The sequence below is a fragment of the Parapedobacter sp. 2B3 genome, from assembly GCF_041925275.1.
In the GTDB taxonomy this organism is placed as follows: domain Bacteria; phylum Bacteroidota; class Bacteroidia; order Sphingobacteriales; family Sphingobacteriaceae; genus Parapedobacter; species Parapedobacter pyrenivorans_A.
The window spans coordinates 83,378-100,838 of record NZ_JBHEUZ010000004.1; the positions used below are offsets into that span (position 1 = coordinate 83,378).

Here is a 17,461-nt window from a genome sequence, read left to right on the forward strand (position 1 = left end):
TTGACATGGAAAATCAGATCACAACATTCCTGACCTTCCAGGAAAGCAATGCCGAGGAGGCCATGAACTTTTACATCGGATTGTTCGATAATTCCAAAATAACCGAGGTCCAGCGTTATGGAGCGGGCGGACCCGCTAAAGCGGGCACGATCATGATGGCCAAATTCGAACTGAACGGGAAGCCATTCATGTGCAGCGATACCTATGTAAAACACGAGTGGACGTTCACACCGGCGATTTCCTTGTACGTCGAATGCAAAACCGACAGCGAACTTGAACACCTATTCCATAGACTGTCCGAAAGCGGGAGAATATATATGGCGTTGGATGACTACGGTTTCAGTAAAAGATTCGGTTGGGTGGGCGATAAATTTGGTGTCACGTGGCAGCTGAACCTCCAATAAATAGCCCAATGGCAGAAAACATCACCTGATTTCTGTTGCAATGCGATGATCAGGTATCGGCTGGACAAACCACGACTGATCGACCCCTTTCTTCCAATTTCAAAATAGCCTCATTTGTTGCTGCAGGACAGATGGTTATGTGCGTAATAAAATTCGGTGGAAAGGGGTCAGTACTTATGGTTTTTCGGTGAGGAGGGGTATGATCCGCATAATGCAAACGGCAGTATGCTCAAAATAGGGCAAGCTAGAGTCCGGTACCTTCAACCGGTCCGGTAGAAGCCCGCACTACTAAGCTGCCTGGAGAAATGGTAGTCTCTGGGGGGGTATCCACATACTTTCTCTTCAGGATATCCAACATCTTTTTCCCCGCCAGTAGGCCAATTTCATAAGGTTTCTGGCCGAAGGTCGTCAAACCGGGCTCCACAAAGCCCGCCGCCGGGTCATCCCCGAAGCCAGTTACCGCGATATCGTCCGGCACCCGCAATCCTCGCGCTTTCAGCAACTGCATCACCTGTATGGCACCAGCATCATAGATGGTGCAGATGGCGTCAGGCTGCACCGGAAGGGCCATCCACCGGTCCACTGCAACGGAAACATGCTCAGTTGTAAACCGTGTATGAGCCACCAGGTCACCATCAAAAGAAATACCGTGCTGCCGCAGCGCATCCATATACCCTTGTTTTCGCAACTTGCTTGCTTGGAGGTGTTTGGGCCCCGCTAACAACGCGATGCGTTTTCTGCCCTGCTCGATCAGGTGCCGAGTGGTAGTATAGAGCCCATTGAAATCGTCTTCCACCACTTTTGGTATTGGAAGTTCCGGACAGGTCCGGGCAAAGGACACCAGCGGGAACCCTTTTTGATACAGCATCTTGATCTGGTCAAAATTACGCGTGTCTCGCGTGTGGCAGATCAGGAAACCATCCACACGACTCAGCATCAGGGCCTGGATGTTAGCCTTTTCAACTTGGGGCGACTCGTCAGACTGCGCAATAATTGTCCGGTAGCCCATACGATCAACTGCGTGCTGTATTCCACTTACAATCGCCGCAAAAAAAGGCTTCTGGATGTCGGGGATGATGACACCCAACATCCGGGTTTCATTTTTTATCAAGCCAAGCGCCAGCATATTGGGTTGATAGTCCAACTCTTTAGCCACTTCCAGCACGGCCTTTCGCGTTTCCGAATTTACATTCGGGTTGTTTGTCAGCGCCCGCGATACCGTGGATTTAGAGATGCCGAGCTTCTTGGCGATGTCGATGATTGTTACTTGATGACTTTTCATAGTGGCTGCTTCAATATCCGTACAAATGTGGAAAAAAAATAATAAAAAAAAGCTTATATGGGAACGGTTGCGGGAATGTTCCCAAAATTATATTGGGACAAATGTACTCATATCACCTTGTTTTTCAGTAGTAAATAATATACTTTCGTCAACGAATTGCATGACTAATGCAACTTTTATAAACTTAATTTATAAATCGTATACGACTTAAATCTGGATAAACATGCACTTAACAGACACTATATTTTAATAAATTTTATGCAGTATATTAAAGAAGAAGCGAGAGAATTGCCTGTATTTGCAACACCCGAAGTATTGGTCGTGGGTGCCGGACCTGCCGGTATCGGCGCGGCCATATCTGCAGCTCGAAATGGGGTTAAGGTAATGTTGATGGAACGGTACGGATTCCTAGGTGGCAACTTGACCATCGCCATGGTCAATCCCATGTTTACCTTCCATGATGTGAAAGGCAAACAGGTGATCCGTGGCATTGCAGGTGAGCTAGTTAATCGCTTGGTATCGATGAAATCCTCACAAGGTCACGTGTCCGATCTCACATTTGACAATGCCTCAATGACCCCTTTCGACCCCGAAGGCATGAAGTATCTCCTGTTCGAGATGGTCCAGGAAGCCGACGTTGAGCTGCTGCTCCATACCTGGGCAGTGGGGGTTACCCGGGAGGGCGGTCGCATTTCGTCCGTTATTATCGAAAACAAATCAGGCAGGCAGGCCATCGTTCCCCGATACATCATCGATTGTTCGGCCGATGCCGATATCGCCGCATCGGGCGGAGCCCCATTTATCAAAGGACGGGAAGGCGATGGTGCGATGCAGCCGGTAACACTATTTTTCCGAATCGGCGGTATCCAGATGGACGCGCTCCGCGAATGGATGAAAAGAAACCGCGATCTACTCAAAGACTCGCCTACTGACGCGGAAATCGACTCGAGCAAGGCCATCGCCTTCCTTGGCTTGAAGGAGTTGGTGAAGAAGGGGATGGAAACGGGCGAATTTCCCAAGGACGCTGCGCCACGTATCCTGTTTTACCAGCTTCCTCAAGAAGGGCAGATAGCGGTAAATGCCACGCGGCTGCAAGGTATCGACGGCACCAACGCGGCAGACCTCACCCGCGCCGAAGTGGAAACGCGTGTACAGGCCTGGCAGATTCATAAGTTTCTGCAACACAACGTCGGCGGTTTTGAGACCTCGTATATCGTAGACACCGGTGCGCAGGTCGGCGTACGCGAAACCCGTCATATCCGTGGCGACTATCAACTCACCGAAGACGACGTGCTGGCCAACCGCGCATTTGAAGATGGCATTGCTTGCGGCACCTTCGCCATCGACATCCATCCGCCCGAAGGTGAACAGCAGGTGTTCACCGGCTCGGGCAAGGCAGTGTATGAAGTACCATACCGCACTTTGCTTCCCCAAGGGCTGGATAACGTACTGGTTGCAGGGCGTAGCATTTCGGCAACTCACGCGGCCTTTGGCTCATCGCGTGTGATGGCTACCTGCATGGCCATCGGCCAAGGTGCCGGCTTGGCGGCAGCTATGCTGGCGAAACAGGGGGGGGATATCCGACAGGTAGAAGTGGCCAAAATCAGGGCGCAGCTGATTGCCCAAGGGCAATACCTGCTCGGTATGCCCGATGACCAACCTGCCGATCCGGGCTTGGTGTTGGACAAAGGCGAGGGCTCCGGCGCCACGGCGTCACACCACAATCCATTCAAAGACAAAACACACGGTTAATGGCCAAGCATGGAAATATCCGATGGACGGTGGCGTTGATGCTCTTCTTCGCATCGGCGCTTAATTACCTCGACCGGCAGGTACTCTCGGTACTCGCCCCCACCATCCAAGCCGAGCTGGGGCTCGATGATGTCGATTACGCATTTATTACTTCTTCCTTTTTGCTCAGCTACACAGTGATGTATGCCGTGAGTGGGGTGCTGGTAGATCGCCTGGGCACACGCAAGAGCTTCCTCTGGGCAGTAAGTGGTTGGTCTATTGCCAACATTCTCCATGCTTTCGCAAAAACTGCCATGCAATTTTCGGCATTCCGGTTTCTGTTGGGCATCGCCGAATCAGCCAACTTTCCGGCCGGGGTGAAGGCCGCTTCGGAATGGTTCCCCCTGCGCGAAAGGGCATTGGCAATCGGCATGCTGAATGCAGGCTCTTCGGCAGGAGCAGCCATTGCAATCCCTCTGGTCTCGGTCATCGCCATCCAATTCAATTGGCAGGCCGCGTTTGTGGTAACCGGCCTGCTGGGCTTTATCTGGTTATTTTTCTGGCAGCGCCACTATTACCTGCCACAAGACCATCCACGCGTCAGCCAGGCTGAGCGTGGATTGATCCTCGAAGACCAGCTCCCGGACGACGAACAGCCCAAGCGGAAAGTCGGCCTCTTGCGGCTGCTACGCATGCGTCAGGCGTGGGGCTGCCTGTGTGCACGCATATTCATTGACCCAATCACCTATTTCTTGATTTTCTGGATACCGAAATACCTGCAAGAGCAGCAGGGGCTCTCGCTCGACCAGATGGGTTATTTTGCATGGATACCCTTTGTTGTGCTGGCAGTGGGCACGTTGCTTGGCGGGATTATCCCACGGTGGCTCATCAACCGGGCCGGCTGGTCGCTCAACCGCGCGCGAAAAACCGTTATGCTCGCTGCCTCGCTGCTCATCCCGGCATGCTGCGCAGCGTTGTTCAACGCCGGCAACGCCGCTATGGCGTTGCTGGCTATCGCCGGTATCATGCTGGGGCACGGGCTGTGGGGCAACATCACCATTCCAGCGGAAGTATTCCCGAAACAGGTGCAGGGCACATTAACCGGTATCGGTGGTACTTTGGGCGGCATTGCGGGTATCCTATCGCAATTGTCCGTCGGGTGGACTGTGCTGCACTTCTCTTACGTGCCTATATTCATCGCCATTGGGGCAGCCTACTTATTCACGTTCTTGTGTGTTCATGTTATGACCGGCAAGCTGGGTCACCTCGTTTCCTTGGAAGACTAAGGGAATGATATCAATTTAATCAAAACCAATAACAATTATGAAAAAAGCTACGTTTAAACCAATTTTACTTCTCTGGGATATACCCATATCCCTGCAAGTATTTTTATTCGTCATCTGCGCAGGTCTTCCGGTGCTTGCCGCAGGGGCATCTTCGCACCCATCGCCCACAGCCCATGGAACGGGTATCCGATCGTTGCTAGACCATGAGATCAGCGGCACAGTACTGGATACTTCCGGTGTTCCCTTGGCGGGGGTCTCGATTGTGCTAAAGGGATCGCCGTCCACGGCTACCTCCACCGATGAGAATGGCCGGTTCATCCTCGACCTTCCCGCCAATCAGGGGGTGTTGATGTTTTCTTCCGTCGGATACGAACCGCATGAAGAGAACGTAAAGGGCAGGACGCGTATTGAGGTCCGCCTGATACCATCATCTACGGTGATGGACGATGTGGTGGTTGTAGCCTTCAGCCGGCAGAAAAAGACGGACCTTGTCGGTTCAGTGACTTCCGTGAAACCTGGTGACCTGAAAATTCCGGGCAGTAACCTCACCACCGCGTTTGCCGGCCAGATTGCCGGCATGATCGCTTACCAGCGCAGCGGGGAACCAGGTGAAGACAATGCCAGCTTCTTTATCCGAGGGGTTACCACTTTCGGCTATAAAGTAGACCCTTTAATCCTCATTGACGGGGTGGAACTCACCACGTTGGACTTGGCCCGGCTCCAGCCCGACGACATAGAGAGTTTTTCAATCCTCAAAGATGCCACAGCGACGGCCTTATACGGTGCGCGGGGTGCAAACGGCGTAATCCTGGTTGCTACCAAAGAAGGAAAGGAAGGAAAGGCAAAAGTATCGGTGCGCGTGGAGAACTCATTCTCGGCTCCAACGACCAATGTCCAACTGGCCGACCCTGTGACCTATATGAAGTTGCATAACGAAGCCATTCTTACGAGAGATCCCCTTGGCAGACTACCATACCAGCAAAAGAAAATCGACGCTACCGAGGCTGGTGGCGACCCGTACCTGTATCCCGCCAACGATTGGCGTAAGATGCTGTTCAAAGACTACACCATGAATCAACGAGCCAATTTCAATGTTAGTGGCGGCGGAGCCGTGGCACGGTATTATTTTGCAGGAACCTATAACCAAGACAATGGGATGCTGAAGGTAGACAACCGCAATAATTTCAACACCAATATCGATTTAAAAAGCTACTTGATTCGGTCAAATATCAATGTAAACATCACAAAGTCCCTCGAAGTGGGTGTAAGACTTTACGGATCGTTTGACGATTATACAGGTCCCATTGATGGCGGAACGGGCATGTATAACAAAGTGATGCGGTCCAATCCAGCACTGTTCCCGGCATACTACCCCGTTTCAGAAGAATACCAATACATCGACCATATCCTTTTCGGAAACACAAGCCTTTCCAACGATTACATCAATCCATACGCAGATATGGTGCGTGGGTATAGGGACTACTCTCGATCACTGATGATGGCCCAGTTTGAGATCAAGCAGGACCTTCAGTTCCTAACGCCCGGTCTGTCATTCCGGGCGCTTGGAAGCACCAACCGGCGATCATACTTCGATGTGACGCGTTCCTACCTTCCTTTCTTCTATACCGCAGATCCTTTCTTCAGCTCACCCGGCGACTACCGGCTGTCTGCCCTGAACGAAAATACCGGTACAGAATACCTCGACTACACACTGGGCGATAAAATCATATCGTCGACCTTCTACTTGGAATCGGCAATCGACTACCAGAAAACATTTAATGAGAAACACGGTGTGAGCTCGATGCTGGTGTATATCATGCGCCAAAGTTTGGATGCCGATGCTGACGACCTGCAACAGTCGCTTCCGTCGAAAAACTTGGGCTTATCGGGCCGGTTCACCTATTCGTACGACAGTCGGTATTTCGGTGAGTTTAATTTCGGCTACAACGGGTCCGAGCGGTTCCATGAAAAACATCGGTTCGGATTTTTCCCTTCTGCCGGTATCGCCTGGAACATCTCAAATGAAAAATTCTGGAGTCCGATTAAGCCGACATTCAACATGCTGAAGATCCGTGCAACATACGGTTATGTCGGCAATGACGCTATAGGCAGCCCCGCAGACCGTTTTTTTTACCTCTCCAACCTCAACATGAGGGACGCGGCCCGAGGGGCCAGTTTCGGTTCAGATTACGAATACTACCGGGACGGAATCTCGATTTCCAGGTATGACAATCCCGATATCACTTGGGAGATTGCCGAAAAACTTAATCTGGGCATTGAGCTGGGTCTGTTGAACAAGATTGATATTCAAGCCGATTTCTTCACGGAAAAACGGACCAATATCCTCATGACTCGCGAATCCGTTCCCACAACGATGGGCCTTTCATCGGCCGTCCGGGCCAATGTGGGTGAAGCTTCAAGCAAAGGAATGGACCTTTCGGTAGACTATCGCCACAGCTTCGGGCCGGATTTCTGGTTGTCAACACGGGGTAATTTCACCTACGCGACGAACAAATACCTGGTTTTTGAAGAACCACAGTACCCCGGCCAGCCTTATTTATCGCGGGTGGGTTACGGTCTCTCACAGCAGTGGGGGTATATCGCGGACCACCTTTTTGTCGACGATAATGAAGTGAAGAATTCGCCAAGACAGCATTTGGGCCAATACGCCGCCGGGGACATCAAGTACCTCGACATCAGTGGAGATGGGCAAATCACTACCTTAGACCAAGTACCCATAGGTAATCCCACGGTCCCTGAAATCGTTTACGGATTCGGATTTTCGCTGGGATATAAGCGGTTTGATGTATCGTGTTTCTTTCAAGGACTCGCCCAGGAATCATTCTGGATAGACCCCCAGGCGACGGCACCGTTTATTGGGCACAAGCAGCTGCTTAAGGCCTATGCAGACAACTACTGGTCTGAAAACAACCGCAATTCGTATGCCCTATGGCCACGGTTGTCCACACAGGAGAGCGACAATAATATGGTGCGGAGCACCTGGTTTATGCAAGACGGCACCTTTTTGAGGTTGAAGTCTGCCGAAATCGGTTATACGGTCCGACCCAAGGACACAGCCAAACGACTTGGCATTGACAACCTCCGAATATATGCCAGCGGAACCAACTTGCTGCTGTGGAGCAAGTTTAAGCATTGGGATGTCGAGATGGCTGGAGATGGGCTGGGATACCCTATCCAGCGGGTCTTCAATATGGGCATAATGGTATCACTCTAACAGCTATACATCATGAAAAAATTTATGCTGGCACTTTGCTGCCTGATTACAATAAACGGATGCAGTTATCTGGACGTAGTGCCGGATAATGTAGCGACGTTAGACAACGCGTTCGCCCTCCGGTCTACCGCCGAGCGGTACCTCTTCACCTGCTATTCCTACGTGCCGCTCGATGCCTCCATTTACACAGGCACACCGGCACTTGCGGGTGGCGATGAGATCTGGTTTTACGAAAGCATTGAAGGGGTTAGCGTCTGGAACATTGCCCGTGGCGGGCAGAACGTCGTAAACCCTTACATGAATTTCTGGGATGGCCTCAACGGCGGTCGCGCAAACTACCGCGGTATCCGGGAGTGCAATATTTTCCTGGAGAATATCCAAGATGTACCCGATATGGACGACTTCGAGAAGCGCCGGTGGGCTGCCGAAGCGAAGTTCCTGAAGGCTTACTACCACTTTTGGTTGTTACGGATGTACGGCCCCATCCCATTGATCGACAAGAACCTGCCGGTATCGGCCAACACCGAGGAAGTAAAGGTAACCAGACGACCTTTTGATGAGTGCGTCGACTTCATTGTACAGTTGATCGATGAGGCCATCGAAGACCTACCTATGCGCATCGAATTCCAGGTTGAAGAGATGGGGCGGGTTACTAAATCGGCGGCATTGGCTATTAAAGCGCGCGTACTAGTTATGGCAGCGAGCCCGCTGTTTAATGGCAACTGGGCGTACGAAAACTTTACCTCAAAACAAGGTGATCCGCTTTTTTCCGCCACCTATGATCCCTCAAAATGGGAACGTGCAGCATCGGCCTGCAAGGAAGCAATTGAAGCCGCTCATGACGCTGGGCACGCACTGTATTATTTCAACGATGCATTCCTGGAGGCCGGAATCTCAGACGTTACGAGGCACGAACTCAACATCCGCGCCGCACTGAGCGAGCGGTGGAACCCCGAAATCATATGGGGGAATGCCAATAGCAGGGTGCACGAAATCCAATCGAGGGCACAGCCGCGGTTTTTTTCTTCAGAGGCACACCTCAATGCAACCGAGTCTACCCTAGCGCCGCCCATCAAAATGGCCGAATTGTTTTACAGCAAAAACGGGGTACCCATCGAAGAAGACATCGATTTCAACTATACCAACCGATACAACCTACGCAAGGCAGCCTCAGAAGACCGGTTATACATTAGGGAAGGGGTTGAGTCAATTAACCTCCATTTTGATCGGGAGCCCCGCTTTTACGCATCACTCGCGTTTGATGGGGGCCGATGGTATGGGCAAGGGCGCTTCAACGAAGATGACAATTTCTACGTCGATGCCAAGGCCGGTGGTATTGCGGCGGGACATGTCTACAAACATTCCGCCACCGGCTATTGGCCCAAGAAAATGGTCAACTTCCGTAACGTAGCGTCGACTAACGGGTATACCATCCAAAACTACCCCTTCCCGATTGTCCGCATGTCTGATCTCTATCTGCTGTATGCAGAAGCCCTGAATGAAGTTGGTGGAATGCAAGCAGAAGCCCTCAAATGGATCGACTTAGTAAGGGAACGCGCCGGATTACCGGGAGTGAAAACGGCGTGGGAAAACCACTCCGTAAGGGCCGATAAATTCAACAGCCAAGACGGGCTGCGCGAGATTATCCAGCAAGAACGGTTGATTGAGCTGGCGTTTGAAGGACATCGATTCTGGGATCTACGGCGATGGAAAAAGGCCGAGGAGGAACTCAATAAGCCGATTACTGGATGGGACATTACCCAGTCAGAGCCAGAGGCTTACTACCGGCCCCGAATACTATTCAACCAGTCCTTCGTTAGCAAAGACTACCTGTGGCCCATCCGGGAGCAATCGCTATTGGTGAACCCCAATCTGGTACAGAACCCCGGATGGTAAGTAATGTGAACGAAAGAGTCAATAAAAAATATGGTTATGAATACAATAAAAAACATCCTCATATTGCTGCTGGGCACTTGTTTAGGTCTATCCGCCTGCTCGGAAGACAAGTTGGCCCCGATCGTGGATGACAACAGGATACCCCAACAGGTTATCAACATCCAAGTGACCCCTTTACCCGGAGGTGCTAAGATTACATACGATGTTCCAGCAGACCCCGTACTTCATTACGTAGAAGCGCGCTACCAGCTGAAATCGGGCGAATGGCAAAGTGTAAAGGCAAGCCATTATGGCGATTCCCTGTTGCTGTATGGGTTTGGCGATACCACCAATTACGTGATACAGCTATCGTCAGTAAGCAAAAGTGAAAGGCGTTCGGAATCGCAATCCATTCACATAAAGCCACTACCACCACCTATCTGGGACATCTTCGAATCCTTCCAAATGGCGGCGGACTTTGGCGGGATTATGGTTAATTTTTCCAACAGCCGTGAAGCTGAGGTCGCCATCACGCTGCTGACATCCGATCAAAGCACGAACGGCGTGGAAGTGTCGGAGGTCTTTTATACTAAGCAACGCAGTGGTGACTTAGCATTTCGTGGACTGGACACCACCGCGCGCATATTTAAGGCCTTTGTCAGGGATCGCTGGGGTAACGTGAGCGACACGTTGGCCATGACGTTGACACCGCTGTTTGAGCAGAAGCTCGATAAAAGCAAATTTTCACCAGTCACCTCATTGCCCGGCGAGCCCGAGTGGTGGTCATACGGTCCGATGACCAACCTGTGGACAGAGAATCTCAGCGACGGAAATTATGTGGGGCAACAGGCCTGGTTCCGAACGGCGAACGGGGCAGGACTTGTGCACCATTTCACATTTGATCTAGGCGTCGTATCCAAGCTCAGCAGGTACCAACAATGGCAGCGTGGCGTCATTTCAGAACATAGCTTGCTTTACGCCAACGGGAATCCAAGACGATGGGAGGTTTGGGGCTCTACCGACCCCGCGCCGGACGGCAGTTACAATGGCTGGGTAAAGCTATTGGATTGCGAAAACGTGAAGCCTTCGAATCTGCCATTGGGCAGTAATTCGAACGAAGACATCGCCGCCGCACAAGCGGGCCAAGAGTTTAAAATACCCTTAGACGCCCCTCCTGTGCGGTTTATCCGGATAAAGATCCTAGAAACCTGGGCGAAGACAGATTTCAGCCACATCAGCGAGGTCACCTTTTTCGGTAGTGTAGAAAAGTAATGAATCATTTAAGCCAACGAATTATGAAATATGATGCTTATCACCGCGTTGCCATGTCGCTGTGTATTTTAGTTACCCTTTTGGTCGGCGTAACCGGCTGTCGAAAACAGGACGCGGTGTATCAGGAATTTTTGCAGCAGGGCGTAAAAATCTATATCGGACAGGTGGATTCGATTCATGTAGTGCCGGGTAAAAACCGGGTAAAAGTGCAATGGAAAGCACCATTGGACCCGAAAGCTACCCACGTGAAAATCTATTGGAACAACAAGCGCGATTCCACCCAAGTAGCCATCCCAGTTAATCGCGGCACCGGGTGGGGCGAGGCGACTATCGATCAGCTGGCGGAGGGGATGCATACGTTTGACCTCGTAACGGTCGATGCGCACGGGAATACATCACTGGTCTCCCAAGGTCAGGGCCGGGCATATGGTGCAGTTTATGAAAGTCAGCTGCAGGCCAAACGCATCGGCTCCATGTCCTATACCAGCGGCAACGTAACCCTTGGATGGCCTTTGGGTAGTAATAACTCCGTCGGTGGCGAACTTTTTTATGAAGACAGTGCCGAAAAAACCCATCGTCTGGAGCTGGGCGATGAAAACGCCGACAGCAGGCTGACGGATTACCGGATAGGGAGCACCGTTCGTTACCGCGAACGCTTCTTGCCAGCGCCCCACTCGTTAGACACGTTCTATTCCGCGTTTGTGGAACTAATATTACCCCTAACGCATTTCCAAGATAAGGAACTGGACAAGAGTCGGTTTGCTGAATACGCGCTCCCCGGGGATCCTTTGGCTTGGAACTCACCAGGCAATACCCTCTCCAACCTATGGAGCGGCGTACTGGCCGGTTGGCCACCCGAAAGAGCTTGGTTCCGTACCGAGAATGGCAGCGGCAAACCCCACCACTTCCAGTTTGATCTGGGGGTAGATGTTAAACCCACAAAACTCGCATTCTGGCAACGGGGCGTCATCACCGAGCACAGCATCGTTTACGCCAACGGAAACTTGAAACGGTATGAAATCTGGGGTGCAACAGCTCCCGACCCGGACGGGAGCTATTCAGGCTGGACAAAACTGCTTACGTGTACATCAATAAAACCTTCCGGTTTGCCGCTTGGCGAAAACTCGGCCGAGGATATCGCTTATGCCGCAGCGGGCGAGCGTTACGAGTTTCCCGACGACGTTCCGGCCATCAGGTATCTCCGGGTGAAAGTGTTGGAAACCTGGGCAGATACAGACTTTATGCACATGGCTGAAATCAGCATTTGGGGAGACTATTGGGGGTTTTAGGCATTTCATATTATCACATATTAACGAATAGCAATGAATATCATAAAAGCATTTAACTATCCAACATTTTGTCTCGCCTCTATACTGCTGATTGCAGGTTTCCAGGCGCAAGCCCAGGTCACCACCGTCCACATCGATATCCCACCTACACCTGTGCAGGTAGATCCCATGATTTACGGCCAGATGTTGGAGAATGTCAACGACAGCATGATTTACGGAGGGGTGGTCGATCTAGCGGGGGATGTACGTGACCACCTGATCCCTCCTTTGCGCGACCTCGATATCCCGGTGATGCGGTGGCCGGGCGGCACGGTGGTTCATGAATACCGGTGGCGCGATGGCATCGGGCCCAAACCCTTACGGCCTACCGTGACTACGCATAGCTGGAAGGGCGTGGAAAACTACCAGTTCGGTACCGACGAATTCCTGCAGTGGTGCAAGCGTATTGGCACCGAACCTTATATCAATTTCAACATGGGTAACGACCCAGCGTATGCCGGCTCGCTTTGGGAAGCACTTGAGTGGATTGAGTATGTCAATGGCGACCCTTCAACGAAAATGGGAAAACTTAGGGCACACCACGGACACGCCGCACCGTATCACGTCAAGTACTGGTGCATTGGGAATGAAAATTATGGCCCGTGGGGTAGGCATACCAAGGAGGCTGACACAACGTATGCCAAGAAATTAGCCGTATGGGCGGCGGCCATCAAGGAGCGATATCCCGAACTCCAGCTATTAGGTGTCGGACAGACCTTAAGATGGAACCAAACCGTTCTAGAGGCAAATGGGCATTTGATTGATTTCCTCACACAACATTATTACGTTACCTCAAGGGTTAAGGATGGAGAAATTCAGAACCCAGTGAGCACCTTGTTTGCGCCCGCCAAAATGGAAGCCCATCTCGTACAACTCGGTGCCCAGCTGGAGACCATGAATAAGCAGCTTGGACGAACCGACCACCCTATACGGCTCAGCGTGGACGAATGGAATAACCGCCATTCCATCAATCAGGGCGAGCACTTTGTGTTTTCACGACACTCGCCCCGGCGGCTGTTTGACGTAGCCGTAGTAAGCGGCATGCTGAATGCATTCATCCGGCAAAGTGCCCACGTAGGTATGGCCAATTACATCTTCCCCGTCAATGCTCACGGACTGCTCCGGACAGTTGGCAATACAGACGCCTACCAAACACCGATTTACCACGTATTCAAGCAGTTTCGTGCACAAATGATTGGCAATAGACTCCACGCTAGCGTCCGCGGTCCATCCATGGCCACCGATGCCATCAAACCCACAATTGATGGGGACAGCGGAGAAGCCGGATTCGTAGTCGAATCGCTTCCATACGTGGATGCTGCGGCTGTCCAAAATGAGGACGGCAATATCTATGTGTCCCTCGTCAACCGATCACCCGATGCCAAGCACGAAGTGGAGGTAGCGATACCGGCAGGATACACTGGTGAGTCCGTTTGGACTTTGGGCCATCCGGATATCAATGCGAAAAACAGCGAAGAAAATCGAACGGAAATCCTGCCTGTGGTTCAGCCCGTCAAATCCAAGAGAGGCAAAGTTACCGTTGAAATACCTGCTTGCGGCTTGTATATTGTTAAGTTGGTAACGGTTCGTTAAAGACTTTTCCGAGCCCCGTCTCGTTTAAAAAGAGGCGGGGCTCTCTTGGTGCGCCCGGCACGGGTGATAACTCTAGGGCGTAAGTCCCGAACACGCATGGCAGTAGGAAGTGTTAGCCAAGGGCAAGGGTGTCCATCGTGAGGTGGAACTCCGAAGGGCCCATCGCAGATAATCTGAAGGAAGCTTATCAACTACCAGCAATACGGTTTTGAAATAGGAACTAACCTCGGTTTGTCCAATTAATCGTGTAGCTGTTTTTAGGGGAGATTACAATTTCCAAAGATACCCGATTTGGATTGTCAATGATGTTGATTTTTTCCTTAACTTTATTCCATGAACCTACGATTATTGGTTAACCAATCCGAAAGCAGGCGTTTAGAATTAAAACAACAGTTGCCCAAACCTATGGAACTTGCCAAAACTATCGTTGCTTTTGCTAATGATGCGGGAGGGGAGTTGATTATTGGTGTTCAGGATAGCTCGAGGAAGCCGATTGGTGTGCCGGAGAATATCAAAGTGGCCATCTTTGACGACATGATGGAGATTACCAGTCCTGGTAAGTTGCTGCCTTCCATTGATCTCGATGAGCTAAAAGTGCACCAATCCGATATTCGGAACAAAGTAATAGCCCCGATATTCGAGAGAGTGGGGCTTATGGATCAATGGGGAAATGGACTATTCCCAATATACCTCAAAGTTTGAAGTAAAAATATCGCATAACGGAAAGAGGAATGGCCTTTTTACATCTCTTAGAGGCTATTTAGATAATGGTTTTTTGAATTCAGAAAACGGACAATTGATAAAAAACAGGACAACGATGAAGAAAGTGATATTTATACTGGTAACTTCATTTCTTGCGTTCAGTCATTGCTTTGGGCAGGGATTGAATAACAATTATGAATTTGACAATGAAGATGTAAAAAACATCTTCAAAATGCAGGGAATTGAAGTATTCAAATTCCCGTTCGAATTAAAAAAAGGCGAATATATATCCTTAAGTTGGACAAACCACGACTGATCGACCCCTTTCTGCCAATTTCGAAACGACCCCATTTGCTGTTGCAGGCCAGATGGTTATGTGGGGAATATAATTCGGTGGAAAGAGGTCAGTACGTATGGTTTTTCCACTTTGTAAAGAACTCCGTGGCGCCTGTCATACCTGTCCCTGATAATGGGACAGGCATGCAGGTCTTTATAGATATTGCGTTTATTTTTAATTTTGCAATACCACAAAAGTCGTAATTATTTATAATAATTATAAATAATAATCGGCTGTCTTGCGTTTATGACCTGCCGTTTACAATTTCAGACGGTGAAAAGAAGGAGAACCCAAAGGATAAACGTAGATTTAACGACGTTGTATGGAAGGGGAATTACATAAAGAAGAAGTCAACAGGCTTCGCGCGGAAACCAACGGATGCGCCAGGCGGCTCCATTTTAATAATGCGGGTGCCTCACTTCCACCGAATGTGGTGGTGGATACGGTAGTGGATTATCTGCGGGAGGAATCGCTTATCGGGGGGTACGAAACCGAGACCAAGTATCACGACCGGATCAACCGCGTCTATGAGGGTATTGCCCAATTGATCAATGCGTCGCACGAGGAGATTGCTTTATTTGAAAATGCCAGTGCCGCTTGGGGGACCGCCTTCAAGGGCCTTGGTTTTGAGGAAGGTGATGAGATTATTACCAGTGAGATGGAGTATGTGACCAATCTGATCGGGTTGGTTGATATCCAAAAGGTAGCCAACCTGAAAATCAAGGTGGTTGCCAATGACAACAAAGGTAATTTTTCCGTGGAAGAGCTGGAGAAGGCTATCACGGCCCGGACGAAGCTGATCGCTGTCACCCATGTGGCATCATCCGGGGGAAGTGTGCTTCCCGTCGAACAGATCGGGGAAGTTGCGGAAAGGCAGGGGATACTGTATCTGCTCGATGCCTGCCAAAGCGTGGGGCAAATGCCGCTTGATGTGAAGCAGATTAAATGCGACATGCTATCGGCAACTGGGCGTAAGTACCTGCGTGCACCCAGGGGGACAGGTTTCCTATATGTAAGGAAGTCCAGTTTGGAGAGGTTGAAGCCGGTATTGATGGATTTCGTTTCCGCGGGGAATGTCTCGTTAACGGGTTATACGCTGCGACCGGATGCCCGTCGGTTTGAACTTTACGAAAAGAGCCGTGCCCTTACCCTTGGACTGGGCAGGGCAGTGGAGTATGCCCTCGATATCGGGATAGACCGCATCTGGGGACGAATCAAGCATCTTTCACAGGTGTTACGGTACCGGCTTTCAGGAACTCCGGGTATAGCGGTCCACGATACCGGCGATCGGTTGAGCGGCATTGTCACCTTTTCGGTGGAGGGCATCGAGAGTTCTGTGATTAAAACCGAGCTGGAAATGCGTTGCATCAACGTGTCTGTGGGCGGTGCGCAGGCCACACCGATATACATGGAAAAGAACGGGATTACGGCAATGGTGCGTGCATCGGTTCATTACTACAACACGGAAGGCGAAATTGACCTCTTATGTCGCGAACTTTCTGCTATAATCGACCAACATGGAAGCCGGTAAACATACTATGAGAATTGCATTGGCTTCGCCACCTATCTGCCCGGAAGAGGCACAAAGATTCGTGTGGTTGGATCAGCTTACGGAGGCCGCCAAAACCAACGGCGCTACCATCGTTTGTTTTCCAGAATCGTTCCTGCCGGGGTATCCGGGTATGGGCTATCCGCCGAGCGATAGAATGCCCGTAGCGTTGAGTGAGTCATTGGCCCAGGCACAGGCGATTGCCACCAGGCACCGTATTGCTATCATCTTGCCCATGGACTGGTTCATCGGCGACCAGGTGTACAACGTAGCGCAGGTCATTTCTGCAGAAGGACAGCTACTGGGCTACCAGGCGAAGGTGCAACTGGATCCTTCCGAAGATGAAATATGGAGGCCGGGTGATGTGCGGCAGGTATTCGAAGTTGAAGGATTGGTGTTTGGCATCGCTATCTGCCACGAAGGGTTCCGCTATCCCGAAACTGTGCGTTGGGCGGCACGGCGGGGTGCAAAAGTGGTTTTCCATCCGCATTTTTCGGGAGGGAATAAGGAGGGTGTCATCCTTCGGGAATGGGGCCATAAGGATAATCCCTATTATGAAAAGGCCATGCAAATGCGGGCATTGGAAAATACGATTTATTTTGCCAGCGTGAACTACGCTACCACCTACCAGGAGTCGGGATCTGCCATCATTGCCCCCGATGGTACGTGCCTCGTCCATCAGCAATATGGCGAACCCGGGATTACGGTCAGTGACATCAACCTGGGGAAAGCCACCGGATTATTGGCCCACCGCTTCAAGCCGATAGGTCTGTAGGCTAGTGATCCCTGTTTTTGTCCCGGCATCCCCCGTCATATGGCCCGATTCACCTGTACGGAATAACAACCAACATACTATTTTTGTTAGGC

The 17,461-nt window shown here is 50.9% G+C and carries 12 protein-coding genes; 11 read left to right on the forward strand and 1 reads right to left on the reverse strand.

Going from position 1 to position 17,461, the window contains the following annotated elements; genetic code table 11:
- Window positions 1–5 precede the first annotated feature (5 nt).
- Window positions 6–404, forward strand: a complete 399-nt coding sequence (locus ACEVG1_RS06225) for a VOC family protein (protein WP_374742717.1) — start codon at window positions 6–8, stop codon at window positions 402–404.
- 244 nt (window positions 405–648) lie between these two features.
- Here ACEVG1_RS06225 and ACEVG1_RS06230 read toward each other — a convergent pair whose 3' ends face one another.
- Complete coding sequence (locus ACEVG1_RS06230; RefSeq protein WP_374742718.1) at window positions 649–1,686, reverse strand: LacI family DNA-binding transcriptional regulator; 1,038 nt, start codon at window positions 1,684–1,686, stop codon at window positions 649–651.
- Between the two features lie 258 nt (window positions 1,687–1,944).
- Between ACEVG1_RS06230 and ACEVG1_RS06235 the strand changes: the two genes are divergently transcribed.
- From ACEVG1_RS06235 to ACEVG1_RS06280, 10 genes are all read left to right on the forward strand, one after another.
- Complete coding sequence (locus tag ACEVG1_RS06235; RefSeq protein WP_374742719.1) at window positions 1,945–3,438, forward strand: FAD-dependent oxidoreductase; 1,494 nt, start codon at window positions 1,945–1,947, stop codon at window positions 3,436–3,438.
- Window positions 3,438–4,703 carry an MFS transporter gene (locus tag ACEVG1_RS06240; protein ID WP_374742720.1) on the forward strand — a complete coding sequence of 422 codons (1,266 nt, stop codon included), beginning with the start codon at window positions 3,438–3,440 and terminating at the stop codon, window positions 4,701–4,703. Before ACEVG1_RS06235 ends, ACEVG1_RS06240 begins: the two co-directional genes overlap by 1 nt.
- Before the next feature lie 37 nt (window positions 4,704–4,740).
- Window positions 4,741–7,938, forward strand: a complete 3,198-nt coding sequence (locus tag ACEVG1_RS06245) for a SusC/RagA family TonB-linked outer membrane protein (RefSeq protein ID WP_374742721.1) — start codon at window positions 4,741–4,743, stop codon at window positions 7,936–7,938.
- Window positions 7,939–7,950: 12 nt separating this feature from the next.
- Window positions 7,951–9,834, forward strand: coding sequence for a RagB/SusD family nutrient uptake outer membrane protein (locus ACEVG1_RS06250; protein WP_374742722.1), 1,884 nt, complete (start codon window positions 7,951–7,953; stop codon window positions 9,832–9,834).
- 36 nt (window positions 9,835–9,870) lie between these two features.
- Complete coding sequence (locus ACEVG1_RS06255; RefSeq protein WP_374742723.1) at window positions 9,871–11,085, forward strand: DUF5000 domain-containing lipoprotein; 1,215 nt, start codon at window positions 9,871–9,873, stop codon at window positions 11,083–11,085.
- A gap of 23 nt (window positions 11,086–11,108) precedes the next feature.
- Complete coding sequence (locus ACEVG1_RS06260) at window positions 11,109–12,374, forward strand: DUF4998 domain-containing protein (RefSeq protein WP_374742724.1); 1,266 nt, start codon at window positions 11,109–11,111, stop codon at window positions 12,372–12,374.
- A 33-nt stretch (window positions 12,375–12,407) separates the two neighbouring features.
- Entirely contained in the window at window positions 12,408–14,006 is a 1,599-nt protein-coding gene (locus tag ACEVG1_RS06265) for an alpha-L-arabinofuranosidase C-terminal domain-containing protein (RefSeq protein ID WP_374742725.1), read from the forward strand.
- 333 nt (window positions 14,007–14,339) lie between these two features.
- A complete protein-coding gene (locus tag ACEVG1_RS06270) occupies window positions 14,340–14,708 on the forward strand; it encodes an ATP-binding protein (protein ID WP_374742726.1) in 369 nt (122 codons plus the stop codon).
- Between the two features lie 659 nt (window positions 14,709–15,367).
- Complete coding sequence (locus ACEVG1_RS06275) at window positions 15,368–16,576, forward strand: aminotransferase class V-fold PLP-dependent enzyme (RefSeq protein ID WP_374742728.1); 1,209 nt, start codon at window positions 15,368–15,370, stop codon at window positions 16,574–16,576.
- Between the two features lie 7 nt (window positions 16,577–16,583).
- Window positions 16,584–17,369 carry a carbon-nitrogen hydrolase family protein gene (locus tag ACEVG1_RS06280; RefSeq protein WP_374742729.1) on the forward strand — a complete coding sequence of 262 codons (786 nt, stop codon included), beginning with the start codon at window positions 16,584–16,586 and terminating at the stop codon, window positions 17,367–17,369.
- The last annotated feature ends 92 nt before the right edge of the window (window positions 17,370–17,461 follow it).

Coding starts and splice junctions, on each gene's coding strand:
- ACEVG1_RS06225 (WP_374742717.1), top strand. CDS start 6: ATGGAAAATCAGATCACAACATTCCTGACCTTCCAGGAAAGCAATGCC.
- ACEVG1_RS06230 (WP_374742718.1), bottom strand. CDS start 1,686: ATGAAAAGTCATCAAGTAACAATCATCGACATCGCCAAGAAGCTCGGC.
- ACEVG1_RS06235 (WP_374742719.1), top strand. CDS start 1,945: ATGCAGTATATTAAAGAAGAAGCGAGAGAATTGCCTGTATTTGCAACA.
- ACEVG1_RS06240 (WP_374742720.1), top strand. CDS start 3,438: ATGGCCAAGCATGGAAATATCCGATGGACGGTGGCGTTGATGCTCTTC.
- ACEVG1_RS06245 (WP_374742721.1), top strand. CDS start 4,741: ATGAAAAAAGCTACGTTTAAACCAATTTTACTTCTCTGGGATATACCC.
- ACEVG1_RS06250 (WP_374742722.1), top strand. CDS start 7,951: ATGAAAAAATTTATGCTGGCACTTTGCTGCCTGATTACAATAAACGGA.
- ACEVG1_RS06255 (WP_374742723.1), top strand. CDS start 9,871: ATGAATACAATAAAAAACATCCTCATATTGCTGCTGGGCACTTGTTTA.
- ACEVG1_RS06260 (WP_374742724.1), top strand. CDS start 11,109: ATGAAATATGATGCTTATCACCGCGTTGCCATGTCGCTGTGTATTTTA.
- ACEVG1_RS06265 (WP_374742725.1), top strand. CDS start 12,408: ATGAATATCATAAAAGCATTTAACTATCCAACATTTTGTCTCGCCTCT.
- ACEVG1_RS06270 (WP_374742726.1), top strand. CDS start 14,340: ATGAACCTACGATTATTGGTTAACCAATCCGAAAGCAGGCGTTTAGAA.
- ACEVG1_RS06275 (WP_374742728.1), top strand. CDS start 15,368: ATGGAAGGGGAATTACATAAAGAAGAAGTCAACAGGCTTCGCGCGGAA.
- ACEVG1_RS06280 (WP_374742729.1), top strand. CDS start 16,584: ATGAGAATTGCATTGGCTTCGCCACCTATCTGCCCGGAAGAGGCACAA.